The organism is Pseudomonas sp. UBA5568 (assembly GCF_002425525.1).
In the GTDB taxonomy this organism is placed as follows: domain Bacteria; phylum Pseudomonadota; class Gammaproteobacteria; order Pseudomonadales; family Pseudomonadaceae; genus Aquipseudomonas; species Aquipseudomonas fulva.
The window spans coordinates 232331-255929 of the sequence record NZ_DIMK01000001.1; the positions used below are offsets into that span (position 1 = coordinate 232331).

A 23599-nucleotide genomic window follows, 5' to 3' on the forward strand; every position below is an offset into this window, starting at 1 on the left:
TAGTCTGAACATCAGATGAGGACTCGCCATGACCCCGCCACCTTCCGAACGCCGCCGCTTCCAACGCATCGATTTCGACGCACCTGCCGAACTTCGCCAAGGCGAACAGCGCTGGCCTGCCAGACTCATCGATCTCTCCCTCAAAGGCCTGTTGGTCGAGCGCCCGACCGACTGGACCCCGGACCCTACCCAGAACTACGAGGCCGTTATTCAGCTCGACGCCGATACCTGGGTGAAAATGCAGGTCGAACTGCGCCATGAAGAACCCACGCGGCTGGGCTTCGTGTGCCTGTACATCGACATCGACTCCATGAGCCACCTGCACCGTCTTGTGGAACTGAACATTGCCGACAGCACCGAAATGATGCGTGAGCTGCGCGAATTGATCGAATAACAGGATCTATTAGCTGGCTATCTTCTTGACCGTTAGTGCTTTCCTGTCCATCTAGACAGCTTCCTGCCTAGTGCAGGCATCGTTGTATACACCCTTTTCTCATAAGCGCTTCGGGTTGGTATGCCTCCTGCAACAAGGATGCATACGCCCTGAGGCTTTACCCTGCGGCGCTTGGATCAAAATATTGTATACAATTTGTGTAGTACCTGTAGGCAATAACTGACTACAGTAGCTCCACAACAATAAACAGAGAGCCTGCGCCATGACTACGTCCACAAGCACGTCTCCCGCCCAGCGACCAGAGGACGAAAACCTCGGCCTGGGTGCCAACCTGGCCTATGGCCTGCAGCATGTGTTGACCATGTATGGGGGAATTGTCGCCGTACCCTTGATTCTGGGGCAGGCCGCAGGCCTCAATGGCGCAGAAATCGGCATGCTTATCGCCGCTTCGCTGTTTGCAGGTGGCTTGGCGACCTTGCTTCAGACCCTGGGTCTGCCATTTTTCGGCTGCCAGCTCCCTTTGGTACAGGGGGTGTCGTTTGCCGGTGTCGCCACCATGGGCGCCATTCTCAGCAGTGAAAGTGGGGGCGGGCTGCCGGGAGTGCTCGGCGCGGTAATGGCCGCCTCGCTGATAGGGCTGCTGATCACCCCGGTATTCTCGCGCATCACCAAGTTCTTCCCACCGCTGGTAACCGGCATCGTGATCACCACCATCGGCCTGACGCTGATGCCGGTAGCCGCGCGTTGGGTAATGGGTGGCAACAGCGCCTCACCTGATTTCGGCAGCATGGCCAACATCGGCTTGGCGGCGCTTACCTTTGCCATCGTGCTGCTGCTGAGCAAACTGGGTAGCGCGACCATATCCCGGTTGTCCATCCTGCTGGCGATGGTGGTCGGTACGCTGATCGCCTGGGCACTGGGCATGACCAACTTCAGCAAGGTTACCGAAGGCCCTGTTTTCGCCTTCCCCACGCCCTTTCACTTCGGCATGCCGGAGTTCCACATCGCGGCCATCCTGTCGATGTGCATCGTCATCATGGTGACGCTGGTCGAAACCTCGGCCGACATCCTGGCCGTGGGTGAGATCATCGGTACCAAGGTCGACTCCAAGCGCCTGGGCAATGGCCTGCGCGCCGACATGGCCTCAAGCATACTGGCACCGGTGTTCGGCTCGTTCACGCAAAGTGCGTTCGCCCAAAACGTCGGCCTGGTGGCGGTTACTGGCGTGCGCAGCCGCTACGTGGTGGCCACCGGCGGTCTGATCCTGGTTGTACTGGGCTTGCTGCCAATCATGGGGCGCATCATCGCCGCAGTGCCTACCCCCGTGCTGGGCGGCGCGGGCATCGTGTTGTTCGGCACGGTGGCAGCCAGCGGCATCCGCACCTTGTCCAAGGTCAGCTACCAGAACAATGTCAACCTGATCATCGTTGCCGCTTCCCTGGGCTTTGGCATGATTCCGATCGCCGCACCGGCCTTCTATCACCAGTTCCCCACCTGGTTCGAAACCATCTTCCACTCAGGCATCAGTTCGGCGGCGATCATGGCCATCCTGCTGAACCTGATCTTCAACCATTTCACGGCAGGCAATTCGGACCAGCAGTCGGTGTTCGCTGCCGGCTACGAACGCACCATTCGCTATTCGGATATCTCCGCACTGCGCGACGGTGACTATTTCAAGGATGGCAGGCTGTTCGATGCCGAAGGCCACGAGGTGCCCATGAGGGGCCAGGACGAGCATGGCAGTGAGCCGGTCAAGCGCGCAGCAGTCGCCGAGCACTGACCTATCACGTGGGTGTTGTACCGGGCCGATGCGCATCGTCGGCCCTTTTTTTCGTCTGTGAACTATTCGAACAAGGCATCCAGCGCCTGCTCAAGGCGCGTCACAGCGATGACCTGCAACCCTGCAGGCGCCTCCTTGGGTGCATTGCCCTTGGGCACGATGGCACGCTTGAAGCCGTGCTTGGCAGCCTCCTTGAGCCGCTCCTGGCCACTGGGTACAGGCCGCACCTCACCCGACAGGCCGATTTCCCCGAACACCAGCAGGCCATGGGCCAGCGGCCGATTGCGCAGGCTGGACATGACCGCAGCGAGTAACGCCAGGTCCGAAGCCGTTTCCAACACTTTCACACCGCCCACCACGTTCAGGAACACATCCTGATCGTGGGTCGGGATGCCCCCGTGCCGGTGCAGAACGGCCAGCAGCATGGCCAGACGGTTCTGATCCAGGCCCAGGGTGACGCGGCGCGGGTTGGCCAGGTGGCTGTCATCGACCAGGGCCTGGACCTCGACCAGCATCGGCCGGGTACCTTCCCAAGTGGCCATCACGACGCTGCCAGGGACTTCTTCCTGGGTGCGATTGAGAAAGATCGCCGAGGGGTTGGAGACCTCTTTCAAACCCCGGTCGGTCATGCCGAACACGCCCAGCTCGTTTACCGCGCCGAAGCGGTTCTTCACCGCTCGCAGCAGCCGCAGGCGACCGTCGGATTCGCCCTCGAAATACAACACGGTATCGACCATGTGCTCCAGCACCCGCGGGCCTGCCAGCGAGCCCTCCTTGGTCACGTGGCCCACCAGGAAGATCGCTGTGCCACTTTGCTTGGCATAACGCACCAGCAGCGCCGTACTTTCACGCACCTGCGCCACCCCGCCCGGGGCGGATTGCAACTGTTCGGTGAAAATGGTCTGGATGGAGTCGATCACCATTACCCGTGGCTTTTCCTGACGGGCGGTGGCGATGATGGTTTCGATGCAGGTTTCGGTCATGACCTTGAGCTGGTCCTGGGGAAGGCCCAGACGCCGGGAGCGCATAGCCACCTGCTGCTGGGATTCCTCGCCAGTGACGTACAACGCCGGCATGCCGACGGCGATATTGCACAGGGTCTGCAGCAGAATCGTCGATTTGCCGATCCCAGGGTCGCCACCGATCAAGACCACGGAGCCATCGACCAGGCCACCGCCCAGCACACGGTCGAGCTCGGTGCTGCTGGTGGTGAAGCGCGGTATCTCCTCGACGCTGACCTCAGCCAGGGTCTTGATCTGCGCCTGCTGCCCCGTCCAGCCGGCGCGGCCCGTGCTGGGGGCTGCGGCGCCGCCGCTCTCGATCATGGTTTCGACCAGCGTGTTCCAGGCGCCACACTCGCCACACTGGCCAGCCCATTTCGGAAAAGTCGCGCCGCACTCGGTGCAGCCATACAAGCGCTTGGCCTTGGCCATGGGTGAGTGCCTCCGGGCAAAACCTGCATGATACCCGAGCCTGACCGTGTCCCGAATGCCTTGGGATGCGACAAAACTATTCGGTGCGACAGAAGTCACTACCCCTGAATGCAGCGCATGAAGCGTTTAAGTGGCTTACACTGCGTTTACCTCACCATTTGTTACAAAGGAATCGAAACATGGGCATGATCAGTGAGTTCAAGGCCTTCGCGGTCAAAGGCAATGTCGTCGACATGGCGGTAGGTATCATCATCGGCGCGGCCTTCGGCAAGATCGTCTCGTCCTTCGTCGGCGACGTGGTCATGCCACCACTGGGCCTGCTGATCGGCGGCGTTGACTTCAGCGACCTGGCCATCACCTTGAAGGCGGCGCAAGGCGACGTCCCGGCCGTGGTGCTGGCCTATGGCAAGTTCATCCAGACCGTGATCGATTTCGTGATCATCGCCTTTGCGATCTTCATGGGCGTCAAAGCCATCAATCGGCTCAAGCGCGAAGAGGCCGTGGCGCCAAGCGTGCCGCCGGCGCCGTCGCCCGAGCAGACCCTGCTCACCGAGATCCGCGACCTGCTCAAGGCTCAGAACCGGCCCTGAAGCTCACCGTTACAGGCTGCAGGAAGCGGCGAACCTCCATGCACCGCTTCACCCCTGTAGCCTGTAGCGGCACGTCGGCTACCAGTACGTCTCGACGGCCACCTGGCCCGGCCGTTTGCTAAGGCTCAACTGCAGGTCGCGGGCCTTGAGCACCTTGCGCGTTTCATCGATCATCTCAGGGTTGCCGCACAGCATGATTCGCGAGTGCTCGGGTGACAGCTCAAGCCCCGCGGCTTTTTCCAGCTCGCCGTTTTCGATCAATGTGGTGATGCGCTGATTCAGGGCGCCTGGATGTCGCTCACGCGTCACGACCGGGATGAACTGCAACTTGCCGGCATGCTCGGCCAGGTACTCACGCTGTTCCAAGCCAGCGATTTCATTCAGATAGGCCAACTCCCTGGCCTCTCGCACCGAATACACCAGTTTGATGTTGTCGAAGCGTTCCCAGGCTTCGAAGTCCTGCAGAATCGACATGAAAGGCGCAATGCCTGTACCCGTGGCCAGCAACCACAGGTCGCGTCCGTCGACAAAGCGGTCAAGGGTGAGAAAGCCGAAGGCCTGACGCTCCACCAATAGCGTATCGCCCTCACCCAGTCGGCTAAGCTCACTGGTGAACTCACCGCCCGGCACTACGATTGAAAAGAAATCCAGGTATTCATCGTGGGGTGCGCTGACCATGGAATAGGCGCGCCAAACCACACTGCCATCCGCCTTGGCCACGCCCAGGCGTGCAAATTGACCGGAGCGAAAGCGAAAACCCGCATCCCGGGTAACCCGCAGGCTGAAGAGGTTCGGCGTGAGCGGCTGAACATCGAGCAAGGTCTGGCGGGTGAATTTTTCGTCGCTGGCGGTCATGTCGGGCTCCATGTCTTGGGTCCCTACAGTGTCGCGCAAAGCGCCCGGGATAAAAACCACTGGGTTTTTGCGGCTTCGAAAGCTGTACAAAGGTAATCAGAAATACAGCACAGTTATAGCGAAAAAGATGAACACAGTTATCTGGATCTATCTACACTGGTCACGTACCCATATGGACTGGGCCGCGTCGCCCTTGGAGATTGCCATGTTTCACTGGAACCCCGAGCACCTGCACGCCCTGGTGAGCGAGCGTAGTCCTCGGAAGCAGTTCGACATCGCGGTGCATCTCGCTCAGGACATGGATTTCGAATTTTTGGGCCTCAAGCTTCGCATCCAGATCGCCACCCAGACACCTCGCCATTACTTGTACAGCAATTATCCCAAGGCCTGGATCGAACGCTACCAGCACGAAGAGTTCTACAAGCAGGACGCCGCAGCTGCGCTCAGCCACAACTCGACCAATCCTGTGGTATGGAGCGACGAGGTCTACCGCGAGGCACCGCATTTTCGCGAAGCGGCCTGCGAGCATGGCCTGCGTCATGGCTGGACCCAGTCCTTGCATGATCTGCAGCACAACGAAAGCCAAATGAGTGTGTCCCGGCCGCTACGCAAGGTCGAGACCGCCGAGCTGTTCGAAAAAGCCGGTGCCATCCAGTGGTTGTGCCATACCGTACATGCGGTGCTGAGCGCCCATCACCTCGATGCACTGTGCCCATCCCAACCCAAGATGAGCGAACGGGAACTGGAAGTGCTGAAGTGGTCTGCGGCCGGCAAGACGGCTGCCGATGTCGCCTGCATCCTGTCTCTGTCGCAGAGTACGGTGAACTTTCATATTCGCAGCGTGATCACCAAGACCAATGCCGCCAACAAGGCAGGCGCCGTCGCCATTGCCGCGTTGCGCGGCTGGATCTGACGCCAGGGCCTGCGAGCCCAGCCAAAGCCCTGTAGAATCGCTCGACCAGGCCTGCAGCGAACGGTTGCGGGCAGCTTTGTACCCGAGCCAGATTGCCATGCCCCTGTTGACCACGCCCTTCGCCGAACTCGATCTGATCCGCCAGCCAGACCAGGCCAACGACCCCTTGCAGGCCTTTGACGCCGCCGATGAGTACCTGCTTGAACAATTGCATGCCCAGGCATTGCCAGGCGGCAGCCGTGTGCTGGTGCTCAACGACAGTTTCGGAGCGCTGGCGGTGAGCCTTGCCGGGCACATGCAGGTGACCAGCAGCGGCGACTCCTACCTTGCCCAACTCGCGCTAGGCAAGAACCTGGCACGTAACGGCCTGCCTGCGGACAGCGTTTCGTTCGTGCCTGCCTGCCACACCTGGCAAGGCCCCTTCGATCGGGTAGTGATCAGAGTGCCCAAGACGCTTGCCTTGCTCGAAGAGCAACTCATTCGGCTGCAAGGGCACCTGGCCCCAGAAGCGCTGGTGATCGCCGGGGCCATGATCAAGCACCTTCCCCATGCCGCCGGCGACCTGCTGGAGAAGTATGTCGGGCCTATGCAAGCCTCGCTGGCACGTAAAAAAGCCCGGCTGCTGACCGCCGCGGTGGAGGCGCGTCCCGCCTTCACCTCGCCCTACCCCAGCCGCTATCGCCTGGAATCGCCACCGCTGGAACTGCTCAACCATGCCAATGTCTTCTGCCGTGAAGGCCTGGACATTGGTACGCGGGCGTTTCTTCCGCATTTGCCGGACAACCTGGGCAATGCCCGGGTCGCAGACCTGGGTTGCGGCAACGGCGTGCTGGCCATTGCCAGCGCCCTGAAAAATCCAGACGCCCAGTACACCCTGGTGGACGAGTCTTACATGGCCGTACAGTCGGCACGGGAAAACTGGCAGCGTGCGCTGGGCGATCGGCCAGCCGATTTTCTGGCCGCAGACGGCTTGGCCGGCATCGAAAAACAGTCACTGGACGTAGTGCTGTGCAACCCGCCCTTCCACCAGCAGCAAGTGGTGGGTGATGTGCTGGCCTGGCGCATGTTCCAGCAGGCCCGCGAGGCGCTGGTGGTCGGTGGCGCCTTGTATATCGTGGGCAACCGCCACCTGGGCTATCACAGCAAGCTTGCCCGCCTGTTCCGAGGCGTGGAGCAGGTGGCGGCAACGCCCAAGTTCGTGGTGCTCAAGGCACGCAAGTAACTGTCCACAGGTGGCGCACCGCACGGCGTCAGGGTCAGCAGACGCGTATAGCGCGCTACCTGTCGATGCCAGGGCTCAGTGGGTAGTCAACCCGGCTGCGCTCATGAACAGGCGCATCAACCAGGCCGCCACACCCAGCGCGGCCACACTCAACGCCCAGATCAACACCAACCAGCCCAGGCGCTGCCACAGCGGTTTCTTGCCTGCCACGTCCTGCTCATGGGTCATGGTGCAGCCTCCTAGTGATAGCCCTGGTCATGGGTGACCTTGCCGCGGAACACGTAGTAGCTCCAGAAGGTGTAACCCAGGATCAGCGGAAGAATGAACAGCGTTCCCACCAACATGAAGCCCTGGCTTTGCGGCGGCGCGGCAGCCTCCCAGATCGAGATCGATGGCGGGATGATATTGGGCCACAGGCTGATGCCCAAGCCGCTGTAACCCAGGAAGATCAGCCCCAGCGTCAGCAAAAACGGCATGTAGTTCGCGCTACGGGCTACTGCCTTGAACAGGTTGTAGAAGGTCAACAGCACCAGGATCGGCACCGGCATGAACCACACCAGGTTGGGCATGCTGAACCAGCGATCGGCAATCTGCGGATAGGCGATTGGCGTCCACAGGCTGACCACACCCATTACAGCCAGCAGCACAAGCGCCAGCGGCCGTCCAAGCTTGTGCATCTGTTCCTGAAGCGGCCCCTCGGTCTTCATGATCAGCCAGGTACACCCTAGCAGCGCGTAGGCCACGATCAGCCCCAAGCCGCAGAACAGGCTGAAGGGTGTCAGCCAGTCCAGCGAGCCACCGGCGTAATGCCGATCCACGACCTTGAAGCCTTCGATGAAGGCGCCCAGCGCCACGCCCTGGAAGAACGTTGCCACCAGAGAGCCCCAGATGAACGCCTTGTCCCACAGATGGCGACCAGCGTCGGTGGCCTTGAAGCGGAACTCGAAGGCCACGCCCCGGAAGATCAGACCGATCAGCATCAGAATCAGTGGCAGATAGAGCGCCTCGAGCACGACGGCATACGCCATCGGGAACGCGCCGAACAGCCCCGCGCCACCCAGCACGAGCCAGGTCTCGTTGCCGTCCCAGACCGGTGCGACCGTGTTCATCATCACGTCGCGGTCGCGCTCGTGTTTGACGAAGGGGAAGAGCATGCCAATGCCCAGGTCGAAGCCGTCCATCACCACGTACATCATGACGCCGAAGATGATGATGCCGGCCCAGATCAGTGGAAGATCGATACCCATGGCTCAGTTCCCCTTGCTCAGGTCTGCAGTGGTGGCATCGCTGCCTTCGTCGGCGGCGGACAATGGCCGCGCCGGCGTGCGTTTGCGGCCAGGACCGCCCGGACGCTGCTGATCGCCTTCACCGGTATGCGGGCCCTTGCGCACCAGGCGCATCATGTAGGCGAACCCTGTGCCGAACAGGGCGAAGTACACCACCACGAACGCCACCAGGGTGAACCCCAGTTGGGCATAGCTGTGGTTGGAGACGCCGTCGGCCGTGCGCATCAGCCCGTAGACCACCCAGGGCTGGCGGCCGATTTCGGTGGTGAACCAGCCGGCGAGGATTGCCAGCAATCCTGAAGGCCCCATCCAGGTCACGAAATGCAGGAACGGCCGCGAGGTGTACAGCTTGCCGCCTTTGCGCAATACAAGGCTCCACACGCCAGCGGCGATCATCAACATGCCCAGCGCCACCATGATGCGGAAGGACCAGAAGATGATGGTGGAGTTGGGCCGGTCTTCAGGCGGGAACTCCTTCAATGCCGGCACCTGCTTGTCCAGGCTGTGGGTGAGAATGAGGCTCCCGAGCACTGGGATCTCGATCTTGAACCGTGTCGTTTCAGCTTGCATGTCCGGGATGCCAAAGAGGATCAACGGGGTAGGCTCGCCAGGAGGGTTCTCCCAATGCCCTTCGATGGCAGCGATTTTCGCCGGTTGATGCTTGAGGGTATTGAGCCCGTGGAAGTCGCCGATCACTGCCTGGATGGGCGCGACGATCAGCGCCATCCACATGGCCATGGAAAGCATCTTGCGCACCGAGGGGTTGTCGCGTCCACGCAGCAGGTGCCAGGCAGCCGATGCCCCCACGAAGAAGGCGGTGGCGACGAATGCCGCCGTGGCCATGTGCATCAGGCGGAACGGGAACGAAGGGTTGAAGATGACCGCGAACCAGTCGACCGGAATCACGCGACCATCGATGATTTCGTGACCTTGCGGGGTATGCATCCAGCTGTTCGAGGCCAGAATCCAGAAAGTGGAAATCAGCGTTCCGAGCGCCACCATGCAGGTGGCGAAGAAATGCAGGCCACGGCCTACGCGGTTCCAGCCAAAGAGCATCACCCCCAGGAAACCTGCCTCGAGGAAGAAGGCGGTCAGCACCTCGTAGGTCAACAGGGGCCCGGTGACCGAACCTGCGAACTCGGAAAAACGGCTCCAGTTGGTGCCGAACTGATAGGCCATGACCAGGCCCGAGACCACGCCCATGCCGAAGTTGACTGCGAAGATTTTCGACCAGAAGTGGTACAGGTCCCGATAGACCTGCCTGTCTGTCTTGAGCCACAACCCTTCGAGCACCGCCAGGTAACTGGCCAGGCCGATAGTGATGGCAGGGAACAGGATATGGAAGGATACGGTAAACGCGAACTGGATCCGGGCAAGATCCAGTGCCTCCAGACCGAACATAGGTGCTACCTCATCAGATAATCCGGCGGTCGGGCACTCGGCCCTGTCGCCCACTGCCCCCACATAGTCGAGTACGGCGTGTTGGAATTGTTCTGTTCGATGTGCAGGGATTGCGGCCAAAGGCCGAAATCGTCGGGGATCGTTGCAAACGCAACGATTGATCCAGGTCAACGATATGAATCAAGCATAGCCCCGAATAGCCCGGTGCGAGGTGTGGTTGTTTGCCGCGTGACCGGTTGCCCCACCCCCTGTTCAGCGGCACCGAAACGGTGTCGGACACGGTAAACAGCAACTATTTGTTACATGCAGATGATAGGCTGCGGAGCTTCCCCTGCATCGAGGTCACAGGTGTCCGATGTCCGAGACTGAACCGCCGCTGTTGCGTCACCATCGCCCTTTTCTGGCGTTCTGGCTGGCACGGGTCTTCACCGCCAGCGGATTCCAGATGTTGACCGTGGCGATTGGCTGGCACCTGTATCAGCTGACCGGCAACGTGCTGGACCTGGGACTTGTCGGACTGGTGGAGTTCGCACCCCGTGTGCTGTTCATGCTGCACACCGGCCATGTGGCAGACCGCTATGACCGGCGCAAGGTTGCCGCCCTGTGCCAATGCCTGCAAGGGCTGATCGCACTGGCCCTGGCGCTGGGCAGCGCCACGGATCAGGTCAGCCGCGAACTGATTTTCGTGCTGGCGTTTCTGCTCGGCGCCACCCGTTCGTTCGAGATGCCGGCGACCCAGGCGCTGCTGCCCAACGTCGTGCCCGCGGGCCTGTTTCCACGGGCGGTCGCCGCGTCGGCCTCTGCGACCCAGTCGGCTACCATTGTGGCGCCCGCCGTGGGCGGCTTCCTGTACGCATTCGGCAGCGGCTGGGTCTACGGCCCGACCGTGGCGTTGTATGCCATAGCCTGTGTGCTGACCCTGAGCCTGCAGGCGCGAGGACAAGTCGTTCAACGGGGCCGTGCCACCGTCGAGTCGCTGCTGGCCGGCATTCGCTTCATTCGCAGCCGGCCGGATATCCTGGGCGCCATCTCGCTGGACCTGTTCGCCGTGCTGCTGGGCGGAGCCACAGCGCTGCTGCCGGTATTTGCCAAGGACATCCTGCTGACAGGGCCGCTGGGCCTCGGGCTGCTGCGTTCGGCGCCCGCAGTAGGCGCGTTACTGATGTCGGTGTGGTTGGCGCGCTTTCCCTTCGAGCGCAAGGTGGGCCGAACCATGTTCACGGCGGTGGGCATCTTTGGTGTGGCCACTATCGCGTTCGGCCTGTCCACATCCTTCTGGTTTTCCCTGGCGGTCCTTGTGGTACTGGGCGCTGCCGACATGATCAGCATGGTCATTCGAGGCGCTTTCGTGCAGTTGCATACCCCGGACGAAATGCGCGGGCGCGTCAGCGCCGTCAACGGGCTGTTCATCGGTGCCTCCAATCAGCTCGGCGAATTCGAATCGGGGGTCACCGCGCACTGGTTTGGTACGGTGCCAGCCGTCGTCATGGGTGGGGTGGGCACCTTGGTGGTGACGGGAGTGTGGATAAAACTGTTCCCCACGTTGGCCAACCGGGACCGTTTGCACGAAGACTGAAAGGCCGCCCCAGCGGCCCTGTACGCCAGGCGCACCGGGCGCGGCCAGCCTATTCCCAGACGGCCATAGGCCCCTGCCCGGCATGCTGGTATGATGCGCGGCTTTTTTCTGCCCCATAGAAATCACGGCAGCCGGTACGGTCTGTGCTTTGCTGATGGGGTCGACATATTCATGGCGCCGGGGGCGCCTCGGGGAGCGGGCATGCTGGAAAGGCTGTTTCAACTAAAAGCACACAACACCAATGTGCGCACCGAGATACTGGCGGGCGTCACCACCTTCCTGGCCATGGCCTACATTCTCTTCGTCAACCCGAGCATCCTCGGCGAGACGGGCATGGACAAGGGTGCGCTGTTCGTCGCCACCTGCCTGGCGGCGGCCATTGGCTCGACCACCATGGGCCTGATCGCCAACTACCCGATCGCCTTGGCGCCGGGCATGGGCCTGAACGCGTTCTTCACCTACACCGTGGTGCTGCACATGGGGCACACCTGGCAAGTAGCCCTGGGTGCGGTATTCCTGTCGGCGGTGATGTTCTTCCTGCTGTCGATCTTCCGAATCCGGGAATGGATCGTGAACAGCATTCCCCTGCCCCTGCGCTCGGCCATTGCTGCGGGCATCGGGCTGTTCTTAGCGCTGATCGCGCTGCACAATGCGGGCATCGTCGTCGATAACCCTGCAACCCTAGTGGGCATGGGCGACTTGCGTCAGCCGGCACCGATTCTGGCCACACTGGGCTTCTTCCTGATCGTTGGCCTGGAAGCGTTGAAGGTGCGCGGCGCCGTGTTGATCGGCATCCTGGCCGTGACCGTGGCAGCCATTGCCATGGGCGTCACGCCATTCGGGGGCATCGTGTCCATGCCGCCTTCGCTGGCGCCGACCTTCCTGCAACTGGACATCGCCGGCGCGCTGGACGTGGGCCTGGTGAGCGTCATCTTCGCCTTCCTGTTCGTCGACCTGTTCGATAACTCCGGCACCCTGATCGGCGTGGCCAAACGTGCAGGGCTGATGGGCAAGGATGGCCACATGCCGAAGATGGGCCGTGCCCTGATTGCCGACAGCACCGCCGCCATGGCCGGCTCGCTGCTGGGCACCTCGACCACCACCAGCTATATCGAGTCGGCGGCTGGCGTGAGCGCCGGGGGCCGTACGGGCCTTACGGCCATCGTGGTCGCCGTGCTGTTCCTGCTGGCCCTGTTCTTCGCACCGCTGGCTGGCAGCGTACCGGCCTTCGCCACCGCGCCGGCGTTGCTGTTCGTCGCCGTGCTGATGGCTTCGGGCCTGGCGGAAATCAATTGGGACGACGTCACCGAAGCAGCCCCAGTGGTGGTCACCGCGTTGGCCATGCCGCTGACCTATTCGATCGCCAACGGCATTGCCTTCGGCTTCATTGCCTGGACCGCCGTGAAACTCATTTCCGGGCGTCGCCATGACCTGAACGCGGCCCTGGTGATTCTTTCCATCCTGTTCGTCATCAAACTGGGTTGGTTCAACGCATGAGTGCTGCATTCGACCCTAGCGCCTATGACGCGCAACTGCAGGATAAGACCACCCGCCTGCGCGAGCTGCTCGCACCTTTCGGTGCGCCGGAGCCCGCCGTCTTCGACTCGCCGCGCGTGCACTATCGCCTGCGTGCGGAATTCCGCCTCTGGCGCGAGGACGGCCAGCGCCACTATGCGATGTTCGCCCCGGGCGAGAAGCACAAGGCTATCTTGATCGACGACTTCCCGATTGCCAGCCAGCGCATCAACGACCTGATGCCGCGCCTGAAGGCGGCCTGGCAGGCCAGCGAGGCTTTGAGCAATCGCCTGTTCCAGGTGGAATTCCTCACCACCCTGGCGGGTGATGCGATGGTCACGCTGTGCTACCACCGCCCACTGGACGAAGCGTGGGAAGTGGCCGCGCGGCAACTGGCCCAAGATCTGGGCGTGAGCCTAATCGGCCGCTCCAAGGGCAAGCGCCTGGTCATCGGCCGTGACTATGCGGTTGAAAAGCTCGACGTGGCCGGCCGTGTGTTCAGCTATCGCCAGCCTGAAGGCGCATTCACCCAGCCCAACGGCGCCGTGAACCAGAAGATGCTGAGCTGGGCCTTCGAGGCCATGGGCGATCGCGATGACGACCTGCTGGAACTGTACTGCGGCAACGGCAACTTCACCTTGCCGCTGGCCACCCGCGTGCGCCAGGTGCTGGCTACCGAGATCAGCAAGACCTCGGTCAACGCCGCACTGAGCAACCTGGCCGAGAACGCTGTGGATAACGTGCGCCTGGTGCGCTTGTCGGCTGAAGAGCTGACCCAGGCGCTGAACGAAGTGCGCCCTTTCCGCCGCCTCGAAGGCATCGATCTGAAAAGCTACGCATTCGGCACGGTCTTCGTTGATCCGCCGCGCGCCGGCATGGACCCGGACACCTGCGAGCTGACCCGACGTTTCGAGCGGATCCTGTACATTTCGTGCAACCCGGAAACACTCGCGGCGAACATTGCCCAGCTCCACGACACCCACCGGATCGAACGCTGCGCGTTGTTCGATCAATTCCCCTACACCCACCACATGGAAAGCGGTGTGCTGCTGGTGCGGCGCTGAGCCTGGACCCTGTGCAGGCCGGGGACGATGAAATTGAATTCAGGCGCCCCGGCCATCTCCAATGCGCTAGACAGCCGCAGGTGCCCTGACACCTGAGGCTGTGTTGAACTAATATTTGTCTTCTTGTTTCACGCTCTGGAGAGCACTCATGGAATGGCGAAAAGGCCGGCGTAGCGACAATGTGGTCGATGCACGGGGTGCAGGTGGCGGTGGCGGTGGTATGCGCTTTGGCGGTGGCAAAGGACTGGGACTTGGCGCCATCTTGCTGATTGTCGGGATCGGCTGGCTGACGGGCCAGGACCCTTTGCAGATCCTTGGTCAATTGACCGGCCAGATGCAGCAGCAAGCGCCTGCCGTGACCGATGGCAAGGCGCCTCCGGCCAATGACCAGCAGGCGGAATTCGTCGCCTCCGTATTGGGCGACACCGAAGACACCTGGCAAGCATTGTTCGCCCAGTCCGGCAAACAGTACAAGGACCCCAAGCTGGTGCTGTTCAACGGTCAGGTGAATTCTGCGTGCGGCTTTGCCACAGCGGCGGTCGGGCCGTTCTACTGCCCGGCGGATCAGCAGGTGTACCTGGACATGTCGTTCTTCCGTGAAATGGAAACACGCTTCTCGGCTGCTGGCGACTTCGCCCAGGCGTACGTGATCGCCCATGAAATCGGCCACCATGTGCAGACGCTGCTTGGCGTGTCGGCCAAGGTGGACGCGGCACGGCGTAGCGGCCAGCGCATGGAAGGCAGCAATGGCCTACTGGTGCGCCAGGAACTGCAAGCCGACTGCTTTGCTGGCGTGTGGGCCTACCAGGCACAGAAACGCCTGAACTGGTTGGAACCTGGCGATGTGGAGGAAGCGCTCAATGCCGCCAACGCCATCGGTGACGACCGACTGCAGCAGCAGGGTCAAGGGCGCGTGGTGCCGGACTCGTTCACCCATGGCACCTCGGCCCAACGCGTGCGCTGGTTCAAGGCCGGGTTCGCCGAAGGCGACGTCGACAGCTGCGACACCTTCAGCGCGCGTACTCTCTGAAGGTGCTCAGCGTTGCGCCCTGATTGATTCGTCCATTGCAGCACCTGTGGTCGCTGAAACGCGCCGTATCGCCCCTACGGCTGAAAAAGCGTTTCAGCTTCCTCGCCAACGGCCGATAACTCCAGCACGATTGAGCGGGCAGCCAGAATAACAACGCCTTGCGATCGGAGATCAAGAGAGCGAAAACAACTTCTGGAGTGCGTGCATGAACAGCTGGTTTGCCAATATCAGCGTCAACCTCAAACTCGGCCTGGGCTTCGCCCTGGTGCTGATCCTGACCGGCCTGCTGGCCTTGGTGGGCTGGACGAGCCTGGGCGGTCTCATCGACCGCAGCAACTGGATGAGCGACATCGGCCAGTTGAACAAGGACCTTACCGACCTGCGTATTGCCCGCCTGCAATACATGATCGCCAACGGCGATGATGCCGCGGCTGCCAATACCCTGGCCAAGCTCGATACCTTCAGCAAGCAGCAAGCTTACCTGGAGCACACGTTCAAGAGCCCCGAAAACGTCAAGCTGCTGGGCGAACTGGGCGACATCATCAGTGCCTACAAGGTGTCGCTGTCCAAGATGCGCCAGGGTTACGACGCCAGTCGTGCCGCACGCGCCGCCATGACCCGCGCCGGTAGCCAGGCCGACCAGGCCATGGAGGTCTTGAGCCAGGAAGTCATGGCTCGGCCCGAGGCCGACAGCGTGCGCCTTGCGCAGTACCAACTGATCAGCAAGGCCCGCCAGCAATTGATGCAGGTGCGCATCGATGTGCGCGGCTACATCGCCGACAACACGGCGGACAATGAACAGGCGGCTCTGCGCCAGCTCGATGCGGCGCTCGCGGTGGTCGATAGCCTCAAGCGCGAGCTGTCCGGCCCGAGCGACCGGGTGCAACAGCTCGAGCGCGCAGTCACCGACTACCGTGAAGCTACGCGTCAATTCCGCGATGCCGTGGCCACCATTACCGGTGCTCGCGCCGAGATGACGGTCCAGGGCGCGGACATCGTCAAGCACAGCGATGCGCTGTACAAGATCCAGCTGGAGCGTCGCGATGTCGAAAGCAGCCAGGCGCGCACCTTGCAGACCATCGCTACCCTGCTGGCGTTGCTGGTGGGTATCGTGGCCGCCGTCCTGATCACACGGCAGATCACCCGGCCGTTGCAGGACACCTTGGCGGCGGTCGAGAAAATCGCCAGCGGCGACCTGACCCAACAGTTGCATGTCACCCGCCGCGACGAGTTGGGGGTGCTGCAGCAAGGCATTGCCCGCATGGGCACGACCCTGCGCGAGCTGATCGGCGGCATTCGCGATAGTGTGACCCAGATCGCCAGCGCTGCCGAGGAGCTGTCGGCCGTGACCGAACAGACCAGTGCCGGTGCCAATAGCCAGAAAGTCGAGACCGACCAAGTGGCCACCGCAATGCATGAGATGGCCGCCACGGTTCAGGAGGTGGCACGCAATGCCGAACAGGCTTCGCAGGCGGCGACAGGTGCCGATGGCGAGGCGCGGGCCGGGGATCGGGTGGTAGGCGAGGCGATCAGCCAGATCGAGCGCCTGGCGCAGGACATGCACCGCTCCACCGAGGCCATGACTGCGTTGCAGCAGGAAAGCCAGAAGATCGGCAGCGTCATGGACGTGATCAAATCGGTGGCCGAGCAGACCAACCTGCTGGCCCTCAACGCGGCCATCGAGGCGGCACGTGCAGGCGAAGCCGGACGCGGTTTTGCCGTGGTGGCAGACGAAGTGCGCGGGCTGGCTCAGCGCACGCAGAAGTCGACCGAGGAAATCGAGGAGCTGATCGCCAGCCTGCAGCACGGCACCCAGCAGGTAGCCAATGCCATGCAGGGCAGCCGCGCCTTGACCGACAGCAGTGTCGACCTGGCGCGCAAGGCCGGTGAGTCGCTGGAGAACATCACGGGCACCGTGTCGAGCATCCAGTCGATGAACCAGCAGATTGCCGCCGCAGCCGAGCAGCAGAGCGCGGTTGCCGAAGAGATCAGCCGCAGCATTCTGAATGTGCGTGATGTGTCGGAGCAGACGGCCTCGGCCAGCGACGAGACGGCGGCGTCGAGCGTTGAGCTGGCGCGCCTGGGGGGCGAGTTGCAGATGCTGGTCAGCCGGTTCCGCGTTTGACCTGAGGCAGTGGGTTGGGCGGGGTGGCCCGTAGCAGAGGCCGCACAACGGCCTCTGCTGTTGCCGCAAGCCTCAGCCATTGGCTGAGTGCTCGCACTTCGGCGCGCCAGCAACCGGCGCGCCATCAGCCCTTCACTTCACCACCATCCCTACCCCACGGCCACGCGGGTCGGACGCGGTCTCAAGCGCCTGTCCGTTGACCCGAATGGCCTGGATGTCGCCCATCTCCCAGCCTTGGTCCTCCAGCACGTAACCCATCTTTTTCAGATCAGCAGCCACCTGCCCGGTTAGCGGCGCATAGCTGTCGAAATAGATCGTGTCCTTGGGCAGCAACTGGTGGTGGACCCGCTGCGCAGCCACTGCCTTGTCCAGCGGCATGCCGTAGTCATACAGGTTGTTCATCACCTGGAAGATCGAGGTGAAAATGCGCGACCCACCCGGTGTGCCGATCACCAGCTCCACTTTGCCGTCACGGGTCATGAGGCTGGGGCTCATGGAAGACAGCATGCGCTTGCCCGGCTCGATGGCATTGGCATCGCCACCGATCACGCCGAACGCATTGGCGGCACCCGGCTTGGCGCTGAAGTCGTCCATCTCGTCATTGAGCAGGAACCCGGCACCTTTGACCACCACGCCACTGCCGTAGTCGAGGTTGAGCGTGTAGGTGTTGCTGACCGCATTGCCGGCCTTGTCGACGATGGAAAAATGCGTGGTCTGGTGCGGCTCCAGCCCGGGCTTGACCTGATCGGTAGCGGAAATGGCCTTGGGATTGACCTGAGCCGCACGCTTGGCCAGGTAATCCTTGGCCACCAACTGATCCACGGGCACTTTTGTGAAAGCCGGGTCACCGAGGTAGTCGGCCCGGTCGGCGAAAACGCGTTTTTCAATCTCGGCCAACAGGTGGATGTACTGCGCAGAGTTGTGCGCCACACCCTTGAAATCGGCGGCACGGTCCTCCTTGATGCCCAGCAGCTGGGCCAGGGCAACGCCACCGGAACTTGGCGGGGGCGCGGTGTACACGACATTGCCGCGCCAGCTGACGGCCATGGGCTCACGCCACACGGCCTTGTAGTCCTTGAGGTCCTGCTTGGTGATCAGCCCCTTGTCGGCCTGCATCTGCGCCACCAGCAGGTCGGCGGTCTTGCCCTGGTAGAACTCGCTCACGCCCTTGTCGGCGATGCGCTCGAGGGTCTGGGCCATCTCGGGTTGCTTGAACAGCTCGCCCACCTTCATGCTGCCGAAGTAGTCGTTGAAGTTGGTAGCGGTCTTGAACATGCCTTGGGCATCGTTGCGGTACTGATACTGCTTGTCGGCGACCTTGAAGCCGTTTTTGGCGTAGCCGATGGCCGGTGTCAGCAGCTCGCTCCAGGGCAGCTTGCCGAACTTGCGATGGGCCTCCCACAAGCCCATCACCGTGCCTGGCACGCCTGCAGCACGGGCACCCACCAGGCTCAGGTTCTCGATCACTTCGCCTTTGTCATCCAGGTACATGTTGCGCGTGGCCGCCTTGGGCGCCACTTCACGGTAGTCAAGGAAGTAGGGCTTGCCGTCCACGAACAACGTCATGAAGCCCCCACCGCCAATGTTGCCGGCTTCGGGGTAAGTCACTGCCAGCGTGAATGCGGTGGCTACCGCGGCATCGACCGCGTTGCCGCCTTTTTTCAGGATATCAGCGGCTACCTGGGCGCCATACTGATCAGGCGCGGCGACAGCCCCGCCCTCCAGGGCAACGGCGTACACCGATGAGCTGCCCAACAGCGCGGCTGCCAGAGCCAGGTACTGGAAAGGGACGCTACGCATGACACATTCCTTGGGTGTTGTTCTTGTGGGACCGTCAGTAAGACCCAAGCGTCAGGCCTGTGCAATCTCATCGTCCATGACGCGCCGCCCCTAGGCAGCAGATGTCGCGTTCAGGCAACTGAACAGGCGTAGATGGCCAACTTGCGCTGGATGAAATCCAGGAAGCATTGAATGCGCAGGGCCAGCTGGGTATTGCGGTAGTACACCGCATGGATGGGCTGACGATGGCCGTTGTTGGCCTGGGGCAGCACGACCTGAAGGCGGCCGCTGCGAATGTCTTCGTGGGTCATGAAGTGCGACAGGCTGACGATGCCCTCCCCGGCCAGCGCCAGTTGTCGCAGCGTCTCGCCGCTGGAAGCGACCAGCGTAGGCCGAATGGTCCAGTGTTCGCCCTGGGCATGGCGCAGGGGCCACTGGTTCAGCGTTTCGGGTTGACTGAAGCCAAGCAGGCAGTGATCGGCCAGATCCTCGACCCGCTGGGGGGTGCCGTGACGCGCCAGATAAGCCGGGCTGGCGAGCACCTGCACCGGGCTGCAACCCAGGTTGCGCGCGTGCAGGCTGGAATCGGCCAGCTCACCGATGCGGATGGCCACGTCGGTACTGTGCTCAAGCAGGTCGATGATCAAATCGTCGGTGTTGAGCTCCAGGTCGATGCCGGGGTACTGCTGCCGGAACTCGCCTATCCAGGGCACGATGGCGTGAAGCATGAATGGCGTGGCCGCGTTGACCCGCAGGCGACCGATGGGCGTCTGCCGGTTCATCGCCAGGCGCTCTTCCAGCTCGTCCATCTGCCGCAGCACCTGCCTTGCCTGTTCGAGAAAGAACCGCCCCTCCTCGGTCAGGTCCATGCGCCGGGTGGTGCGGTTGACCAGCGTGGTGCCCAGCTTGGCCTCAAGGCGCGCCAGGGTTCGGCTGACCGCCGAGGGCGTCTGGCCCATTTGCGCGGCCGCTGCAGAGATCGACCCACAGTCGATGACGGCGACGAACACCTGGAGTTCTTCGGATCGGGTTTTCACATCAAGGCCTGCGGGTAGAGTTGCCAGGGTCTAGATAGCCGCTTGCGCAAGGGAAGTCCAGCAGAGCCATCAAGGCAGAGGTCTACCGAGCCCTGCCAAAAACCCGCTCCAGGTGCACTTGATAGGCCGCCAGCGCTGCCGGGACATCCGGGCGCTTCATGACGTCGGTGGCCAGGAAGGTCGGCAAGCCGCTCATGCCCAGGAACTGCTGCGCCTTGTGGAAGGGGAAGTACACCGCATCCACACCTTTGCCCTCGAAGAAGTCGTCAGCCTCGTCGAACGCCTGCTGCGGTGCATTCCACGTGAGCGACAGCATGTACTGTTTGCCTTGAATGAGCCCACCACTGCCGTACTTCTGCGTGTGATCCGAGCGGGTACGACCATCGCTGGCATACAGGCTGCCGTGCCCGGCAGTGAAGACCTCATCGATGTACTTCTTGACGGTCCAGGGCGCGCCCATCCACCAGCCTGGCATCTGGTAGATCACCACGTCAGCCCAGAGGAATTTCTCCACCTCCTCCTGGACGTCATAGCCCCCGTCGATGAAGGTCTGGCGCACGTCGAAACCTGCACGGTCAAGGTGCGCCAGTGCGGCCTCATGCAGGGTGCTATTGAGCTGGCCTGCGGAATGGGCAAACTGTTTGCCGCCGTTGAGTAGCAAGATGTTTTTCATGGGGGCCTCCCGGACCTGATCACTGATTGCAGGCAGGTTAAGGTCAGGCGCAGTTGGGAAACAGCCAATCAACAGCAAAATACATTTGACTCAAGATCACGAATCGACCGGGATTATTGCTTTAATCTTTGGCACTTACGAAGCAGGAGACCCTTATGAACGAGCAATACGCCTTCATTCTCAAAGCCAAGACACGCCCGGAAATGGCAGATGCCTTCGAGCAACTGTTCCGGCCCTATGTCGAGCCCAGCCGGCAAGAACCCGGCTGTGTCGAATACCACATGCTGCGCGATCAGCAGGACCCGAGCCTGTTCGTGTTCTTCGAAGTCTGGGCGAACAAGGCGGCACTGGATGTGCACTCGGCCCTGCCGCACATGGCTGCTTTTTTCGACCGGCGCATGGATTACCTGGAGCGCGACTTCGAGGTCCAACGGGTCGACATGCTCAGCGGCTCATCCGCTACCCGTTGATCAGCAAATGCACGCCCAGCAGCATCAGGCCCACGAAGAAACAGCGGCGGAACACCTGTGCGCTGACGCGTCGACGCAGCCACTGGCCCGCCTGCATGCCAAGCAGGGCGGGCACCACCAGCAGTAAAGAAGCACCCAGCGCCGGGCCGCCGAGTGCGCCCTGCCCGGCAAGGCCCACAGCCAGCGCCAGGGTGGACACCGTAAATGCCAGCCCAAGGGCCTGAATCATCTCGTCACGGCTAAGCCCAAGGCTTTGCAGGTACGGCACTGCCGGCATCACGAACACACCCGTGGCCGCACTGATCACTCCGGTAGCCAGGCCGCAGACAGGGCCGAGCCACCCTTCGCGTTTCCGGGCAATGCGCAAGGCCGGCCCAGCCAGTCCATAAACGGCATAGAGAATCAGTGCGCCTCCCAGTGCATGCGCGGCCCAGGGGCCACTGCTGATGCCCAGCCACGCACTGCCCAGCAAGGTGCCGATAAAGATCATGGCCAGCATCGGGCCCAGCCTGCGTAGCAACGCTCGCAAATGCCCTCCCGCCGCCAATTGCCAGAGATTGGTCACGGTGGATGGGACGATCAGTAACGCAGCAGCCTGCGCGGGCGGCAGAGCCAGGCCCAGCAGCCCCATGGCCACGGTCGGCAGGCCGAGCCCGATCACGCCCTTGACGGCACCTGCCAGAACAAAGGTGGCAAACACCAGCGCAGTCAGCAGTAGGCCAAGGTCTTGGTAAAACGCTGTAAATGTCATCATGTGCCCATCATGGCCAATGCATGACGCGCTGAACATCTGTCATATTCGTGGTCAGCCTCTTGCCTGGACAGAGCCACGTGCATTTTGATCTTGTTGACCTGACCCTATTCCGGCACGCCGTCGAGTGTGGAAACATCACCGCCGGTGCTGGGCGTAGCCACTTGTCGCTGCCAGCAGCCAGCGCCCGGATTCGTGCCATGGAGGCGTCCCTGGGCGTTGCACTCCTGCTGCGCAATCGCCGAGGTGTCAGCCCCACGCCCGCCGGGCAGGCATTGCTGCAACATGCCCGGCTCATCGCCCAGCAGGTCGAGCGCTTGCAATTCGACCTGGGTCAGTACGCGCAGGGGCATTAAGGCCAGGTGCGCTTGCTGTGCAACACCGCGGCCCTGACCCAATACCTGCCCGAACTGCTGGCGGCCTACCTTGCCCAGAACCCAGGCATGAGCGTGGATGTGCAGGAGTACCCGAGCTTGCGCATCGTGCAGGCCATCACCCAGGGCATGGCCGACCTGGGCATCATCTCCAGCGCAGCACCTGGCGAGCATCTACAGACGCAGCCCTTTCGCGACGACCCGTTGGTACTGGTGACGCCAACGGATCACCCGCTCGTCAACCTTCCCTCGCCGCGCTTCGTCGACAGCCTGGCCCATGGTCACGTCGGCCTCGGGCCGGCCAGTGCCCTGGCGCTTTACCTGGAAGAGCAGGCGCTGCGTGCAGGCCAGCGCATGCGCGTCAGGGTTCGTGCCGAGGGCTTCGAAGGCGTGTTGCGCATGGTCGCAGGCGGTGCCGGCGTCGGGGTCGTGCCCTTGGCGGCGGTGCGGCGCTGGCAAGGGGTGTTGCCGCTGCGGGCCATGGCACTGCAGGAACCCTGGGCTAACCGGAAGTTGCTGTTGTGCGCGCGCGACTTTGCGGCCCTGCCAGGCTACGCAGCGGCATTGGTCAGCGTATTCGCCGGGTGTGCCTGAAACTTCTTGTCGCGCAGCCAGGTCAGTGGCAAGAGCGCCGGTGCCTGCGGCTTTACCGGCCACCAAGACTGCAACAGAATGCGCGACAACGCCCCACCAAAAAGGACTTGCCAGTGGCCTCGATCTACCAGCTCAAACCCCGTTTCCAGGCCCTGCTGCGGCCTCTGGTGCAGCGTCTGTACGACAGGGGCGTGACGGCCAACCAGGTCACGCTCACCGCTGCCGTCATCTCCGTTGCGCTAGGGCTGATGCTGGCGGCCCTGCCCCACCTTCACGGGTTGTTCATCCTGGTGCCCATATGGATGCTGCTGCGCATGGCGCTCAACGCCATCGACGGCATGCTGGCACGGGAATTTGGCCAGCAATCCACCCTTGGCGCCTATCTGAACGAGCTGTGCGACGTGATCGCCGATGCCGCCCTGTACCTGCCGTTCGCCCTCTTGGTAGGCGTGTGGCCGCCGCTGGTGGTGATGGTGGTGCTACTGGCGACGATCAGCGAATACGCTGGCGTGATGGGGCCCTTGGCAGGTGCCTCGCGCCGCTATGACGGGCCCATGGGCAAGAGCGACCGCGCCTTCGCCTTTGGTGTACTGGGTACCGGTGTCGCCCTGGATGTGCTTGACGGTACCTGGATCAATGGTTTGCTGCTTGTGGTCCTGGCGCTCTGCCTCTATACCCTCTACAACCGGGTGCGTCGCGGGCTGGCTGAAACCCGCTGAGTCTTCGCCCGTCGCATA

Annotated in this window: 21 protein-coding genes and 2 pseudogenes; 14 read left to right on the top strand and 9 right to left on the bottom strand. The window is 62.3% G+C overall.

Annotated features, from left to right (window positions below; genetic code table 11):
- Nucleotides 1-28 precede the first annotated feature (28 nt).
- Both B2S33_RS01135 and B2S33_RS01140 read left to right on the top strand, forming a co-directional pair.
- On the top strand, nucleotides 29-394 hold the full coding sequence (locus B2S33_RS01135; RefSeq protein ID WP_027914394.1) for a PilZ domain-containing protein: 366 nt from the start codon (nucleotides 29-31) through the stop codon (nucleotides 392-394).
- Between the two features lie 262 nt (nucleotides 395-656).
- A complete protein-coding gene (locus tag B2S33_RS01140) occupies nucleotides 657-2174 on the top strand; it encodes a nucleobase:cation symporter-2 family protein (RefSeq protein ID WP_288649520.1) in 1518 nt (505 codons plus the stop codon).
- Nucleotides 2175-2236: 62 nt separating this feature from the next.
- Here the strand turns inward: B2S33_RS01140 and radA are convergent, their stop codons facing one another.
- Nucleotides 2237-3607 (bottom strand): DNA repair protein RadA, encoded by a 1371-nt coding sequence (gene radA / locus B2S33_RS01145; protein ID WP_023534442.1) that lies wholly within the window; start codon nucleotides 3605-3607, stop codon nucleotides 2237-2239.
- Between the two features lie 179 nt (nucleotides 3608-3786).
- Between radA and mscL the strand changes: the two genes are divergently transcribed.
- Nucleotides 3787-4197, top strand: a complete 411-nt coding sequence (gene mscL / locus B2S33_RS01150) for a large-conductance mechanosensitive channel protein MscL (RefSeq protein ID WP_023534347.1) — start codon at nucleotides 3787-3789, stop codon at nucleotides 4195-4197.
- Between the two features lie 78 nt (nucleotides 4198-4275).
- Here mscL and B2S33_RS01155 read toward each other — a convergent pair whose 3' ends face one another.
- Complete coding sequence (locus B2S33_RS01155) at nucleotides 4276-5052, bottom strand: ferredoxin--NADP reductase (protein ID WP_027914392.1); 777 nt, start codon at nucleotides 5050-5052, stop codon at nucleotides 4276-4278.
- A 205-nt stretch (nucleotides 5053-5257) separates the two neighbouring features.
- Here B2S33_RS01155 and B2S33_RS01160 point away from each other — a divergent pair, with 205 nt between their 5' ends.
- Both B2S33_RS01160 and B2S33_RS01165 read left to right on the top strand, forming a co-directional pair.
- A complete protein-coding gene (locus tag B2S33_RS01160; protein WP_288649544.1) occupies nucleotides 5258-5965 on the top strand; it encodes an autoinducer binding domain-containing protein in 708 nt (235 codons plus the stop codon).
- A 97-nt stretch (nucleotides 5966-6062) separates the two neighbouring features.
- Nucleotides 6063-7187: a methyltransferase gene (locus B2S33_RS01165; protein ID WP_288649524.1), complete on the top strand. Its 1125-nt coding sequence runs from the start codon at nucleotides 6063-6065 to the stop codon at nucleotides 7185-7187.
- A 75-nt stretch (nucleotides 7188-7262) separates the two neighbouring features.
- On the opposite strand, the gene B2S33_RS01170 is transcribed toward B2S33_RS01165, so the two are convergent.
- The 3 genes from B2S33_RS01170 to B2S33_RS01180 are packed head-to-tail and all read right to left on the bottom strand — an operon-like array spanning nucleotide 7263 to nucleotide 9874.
- Nucleotides 7263-7415 carry a DUF2474 domain-containing protein gene (locus B2S33_RS01170; RefSeq protein ID WP_033695023.1) on the bottom strand — a complete coding sequence of 51 codons (153 nt, stop codon included), beginning with the start codon at nucleotides 7413-7415 and terminating at the stop codon, nucleotides 7263-7265.
- Nucleotides 7416-7426: 11 nt separating this feature from the next.
- Nucleotides 7427-8434 carry a cytochrome d ubiquinol oxidase subunit II gene (cydB, locus tag B2S33_RS01175; protein ID WP_027914389.1) on the bottom strand — a complete coding sequence of 336 codons (1008 nt, stop codon included), beginning with the start codon at nucleotides 8432-8434 and terminating at the stop codon, nucleotides 7427-7429.
- Nucleotides 8435-8437: 3 nt separating this feature from the next.
- Entirely contained in the window at nucleotides 8438-9874 is a 1437-nt protein-coding gene (locus tag B2S33_RS01180; protein WP_027914388.1) for a cytochrome ubiquinol oxidase subunit I, read from the bottom strand.
- Nucleotides 9875-10229: 355 nt separating this feature from the next.
- Between B2S33_RS01180 and B2S33_RS01185 the strand changes: the two genes are divergently transcribed.
- The 6 genes and pseudogenes from B2S33_RS01185 to B2S33_RS21505 all read left to right on the top strand — a co-directional run bounded on the left by B2S33_RS01185 (nucleotide 10230) and on the right by B2S33_RS21505 (nucleotide 17184).
- Nucleotides 10230-11450, top strand: coding sequence for an MFS transporter (locus B2S33_RS01185; RefSeq protein WP_288649526.1), 1221 nt, complete (start codon nucleotides 10230-10232; stop codon nucleotides 11448-11450).
- 201 nt (nucleotides 11451-11651) lie between these two features.
- A complete protein-coding gene (locus B2S33_RS01190; RefSeq protein ID WP_027914386.1) occupies nucleotides 11652-12947 on the top strand; it encodes an NCS2 family permease in 1296 nt (431 codons plus the stop codon).
- Nucleotides 12944-14029, top strand: a complete 1086-nt coding sequence (trmA, locus tag B2S33_RS01195; protein WP_197874396.1) for a tRNA (uridine(54)-C5)-methyltransferase TrmA — start codon at nucleotides 12944-12946, stop codon at nucleotides 14027-14029. The genes B2S33_RS01190 and trmA overlap by 4 nt, the downstream gene beginning before the upstream one ends.
- A 148-nt stretch (nucleotides 14030-14177) precedes the next feature.
- Nucleotides 14178-15059, top strand: a complete 882-nt coding sequence (ypfJ, locus tag B2S33_RS01200) for a KPN_02809 family neutral zinc metallopeptidase (protein ID WP_027914384.1) — start codon at nucleotides 14178-14180, stop codon at nucleotides 15057-15059.
- A 340-nt stretch (nucleotides 15060-15399) separates the two neighbouring features.
- Nucleotides 15400-16329: pseudogene (locus B2S33_RS21500) on the top strand (methyl-accepting chemotaxis protein); the annotation flags it as partial.
- The gene (locus B2S33_RS21505) at nucleotides 16321-17184 is read left to right on the top strand and encodes a methyl-accepting chemotaxis protein (protein ID WP_371259666.1); all 864 of its coding nucleotides are present in this window, start codon (nucleotides 16321-16323) and stop codon (nucleotides 17182-17184) included. The pseudogene B2S33_RS21500 and the gene B2S33_RS21505, both read left to right, overlap by 9 nt.
- A 132-nt stretch (nucleotides 17185-17316) precedes the next feature.
- Here the strand turns inward: B2S33_RS21505 and ggt are convergent, their stop codons facing one another.
- From ggt to B2S33_RS01220, 3 genes are all read right to left on the bottom strand, one after another.
- Nucleotides 17317-18984, bottom strand: coding sequence for a gamma-glutamyltransferase (gene ggt, locus B2S33_RS01210; protein WP_104925841.1), 1668 nt, complete (start codon nucleotides 18982-18984; stop codon nucleotides 17317-17319).
- A gap of 110 nt (nucleotides 18985-19094) precedes the next feature.
- On the bottom strand, nucleotides 19095-20000 hold the full coding sequence (locus tag B2S33_RS01215) for a LysR family transcriptional regulator (RefSeq protein WP_027914381.1): 906 nt from the start codon (nucleotides 19998-20000) through the stop codon (nucleotides 19095-19097).
- Nucleotides 20001-20082: 82 nt separating this feature from the next.
- Nucleotides 20083-20673, bottom strand: a complete 591-nt coding sequence (locus B2S33_RS01220) for an NAD(P)H-dependent oxidoreductase (protein ID WP_111475202.1) — start codon at nucleotides 20671-20673, stop codon at nucleotides 20083-20085.
- A 155-nt stretch (nucleotides 20674-20828) separates the two neighbouring features.
- Between B2S33_RS01220 and B2S33_RS01225 the strand changes: the two genes are divergently transcribed.
- Nucleotides 20829-21143 (top strand): putative quinol monooxygenase, encoded by a 315-nt coding sequence (locus tag B2S33_RS01225; RefSeq protein WP_288649530.1) that lies wholly within the window; start codon nucleotides 20829-20831, stop codon nucleotides 21141-21143.
- Here the strand turns inward: B2S33_RS01225 and B2S33_RS01230 are convergent.
- Nucleotides 21133-21897, bottom strand: coding sequence for a sulfite exporter TauE/SafE family protein (locus B2S33_RS01230; RefSeq protein ID WP_288649532.1), 765 nt, complete (start codon nucleotides 21895-21897; stop codon nucleotides 21133-21135). The two genes, B2S33_RS01225 and B2S33_RS01230, sit on opposite strands and share 11 nt — an antisense overlap.
- A 77-nt stretch (nucleotides 21898-21974) precedes the next feature.
- Between B2S33_RS01230 and B2S33_RS01235 the strand changes: the two are divergent.
- Both B2S33_RS01235 and B2S33_RS01240 read left to right on the top strand, forming a co-directional pair.
- Nucleotides 21975-22862, top strand: a pseudogene (locus tag B2S33_RS01235) (LysR substrate-binding domain-containing protein).
- A 113-nt stretch (nucleotides 22863-22975) separates the two neighbouring features.
- Complete coding sequence (locus tag B2S33_RS01240) at nucleotides 22976-23581, top strand: CDP-alcohol phosphatidyltransferase family protein (RefSeq protein WP_088522887.1); 606 nt, start codon at nucleotides 22976-22978, stop codon at nucleotides 23579-23581.
- Nucleotides 23582-23599 lie beyond the last annotated feature (18 nt).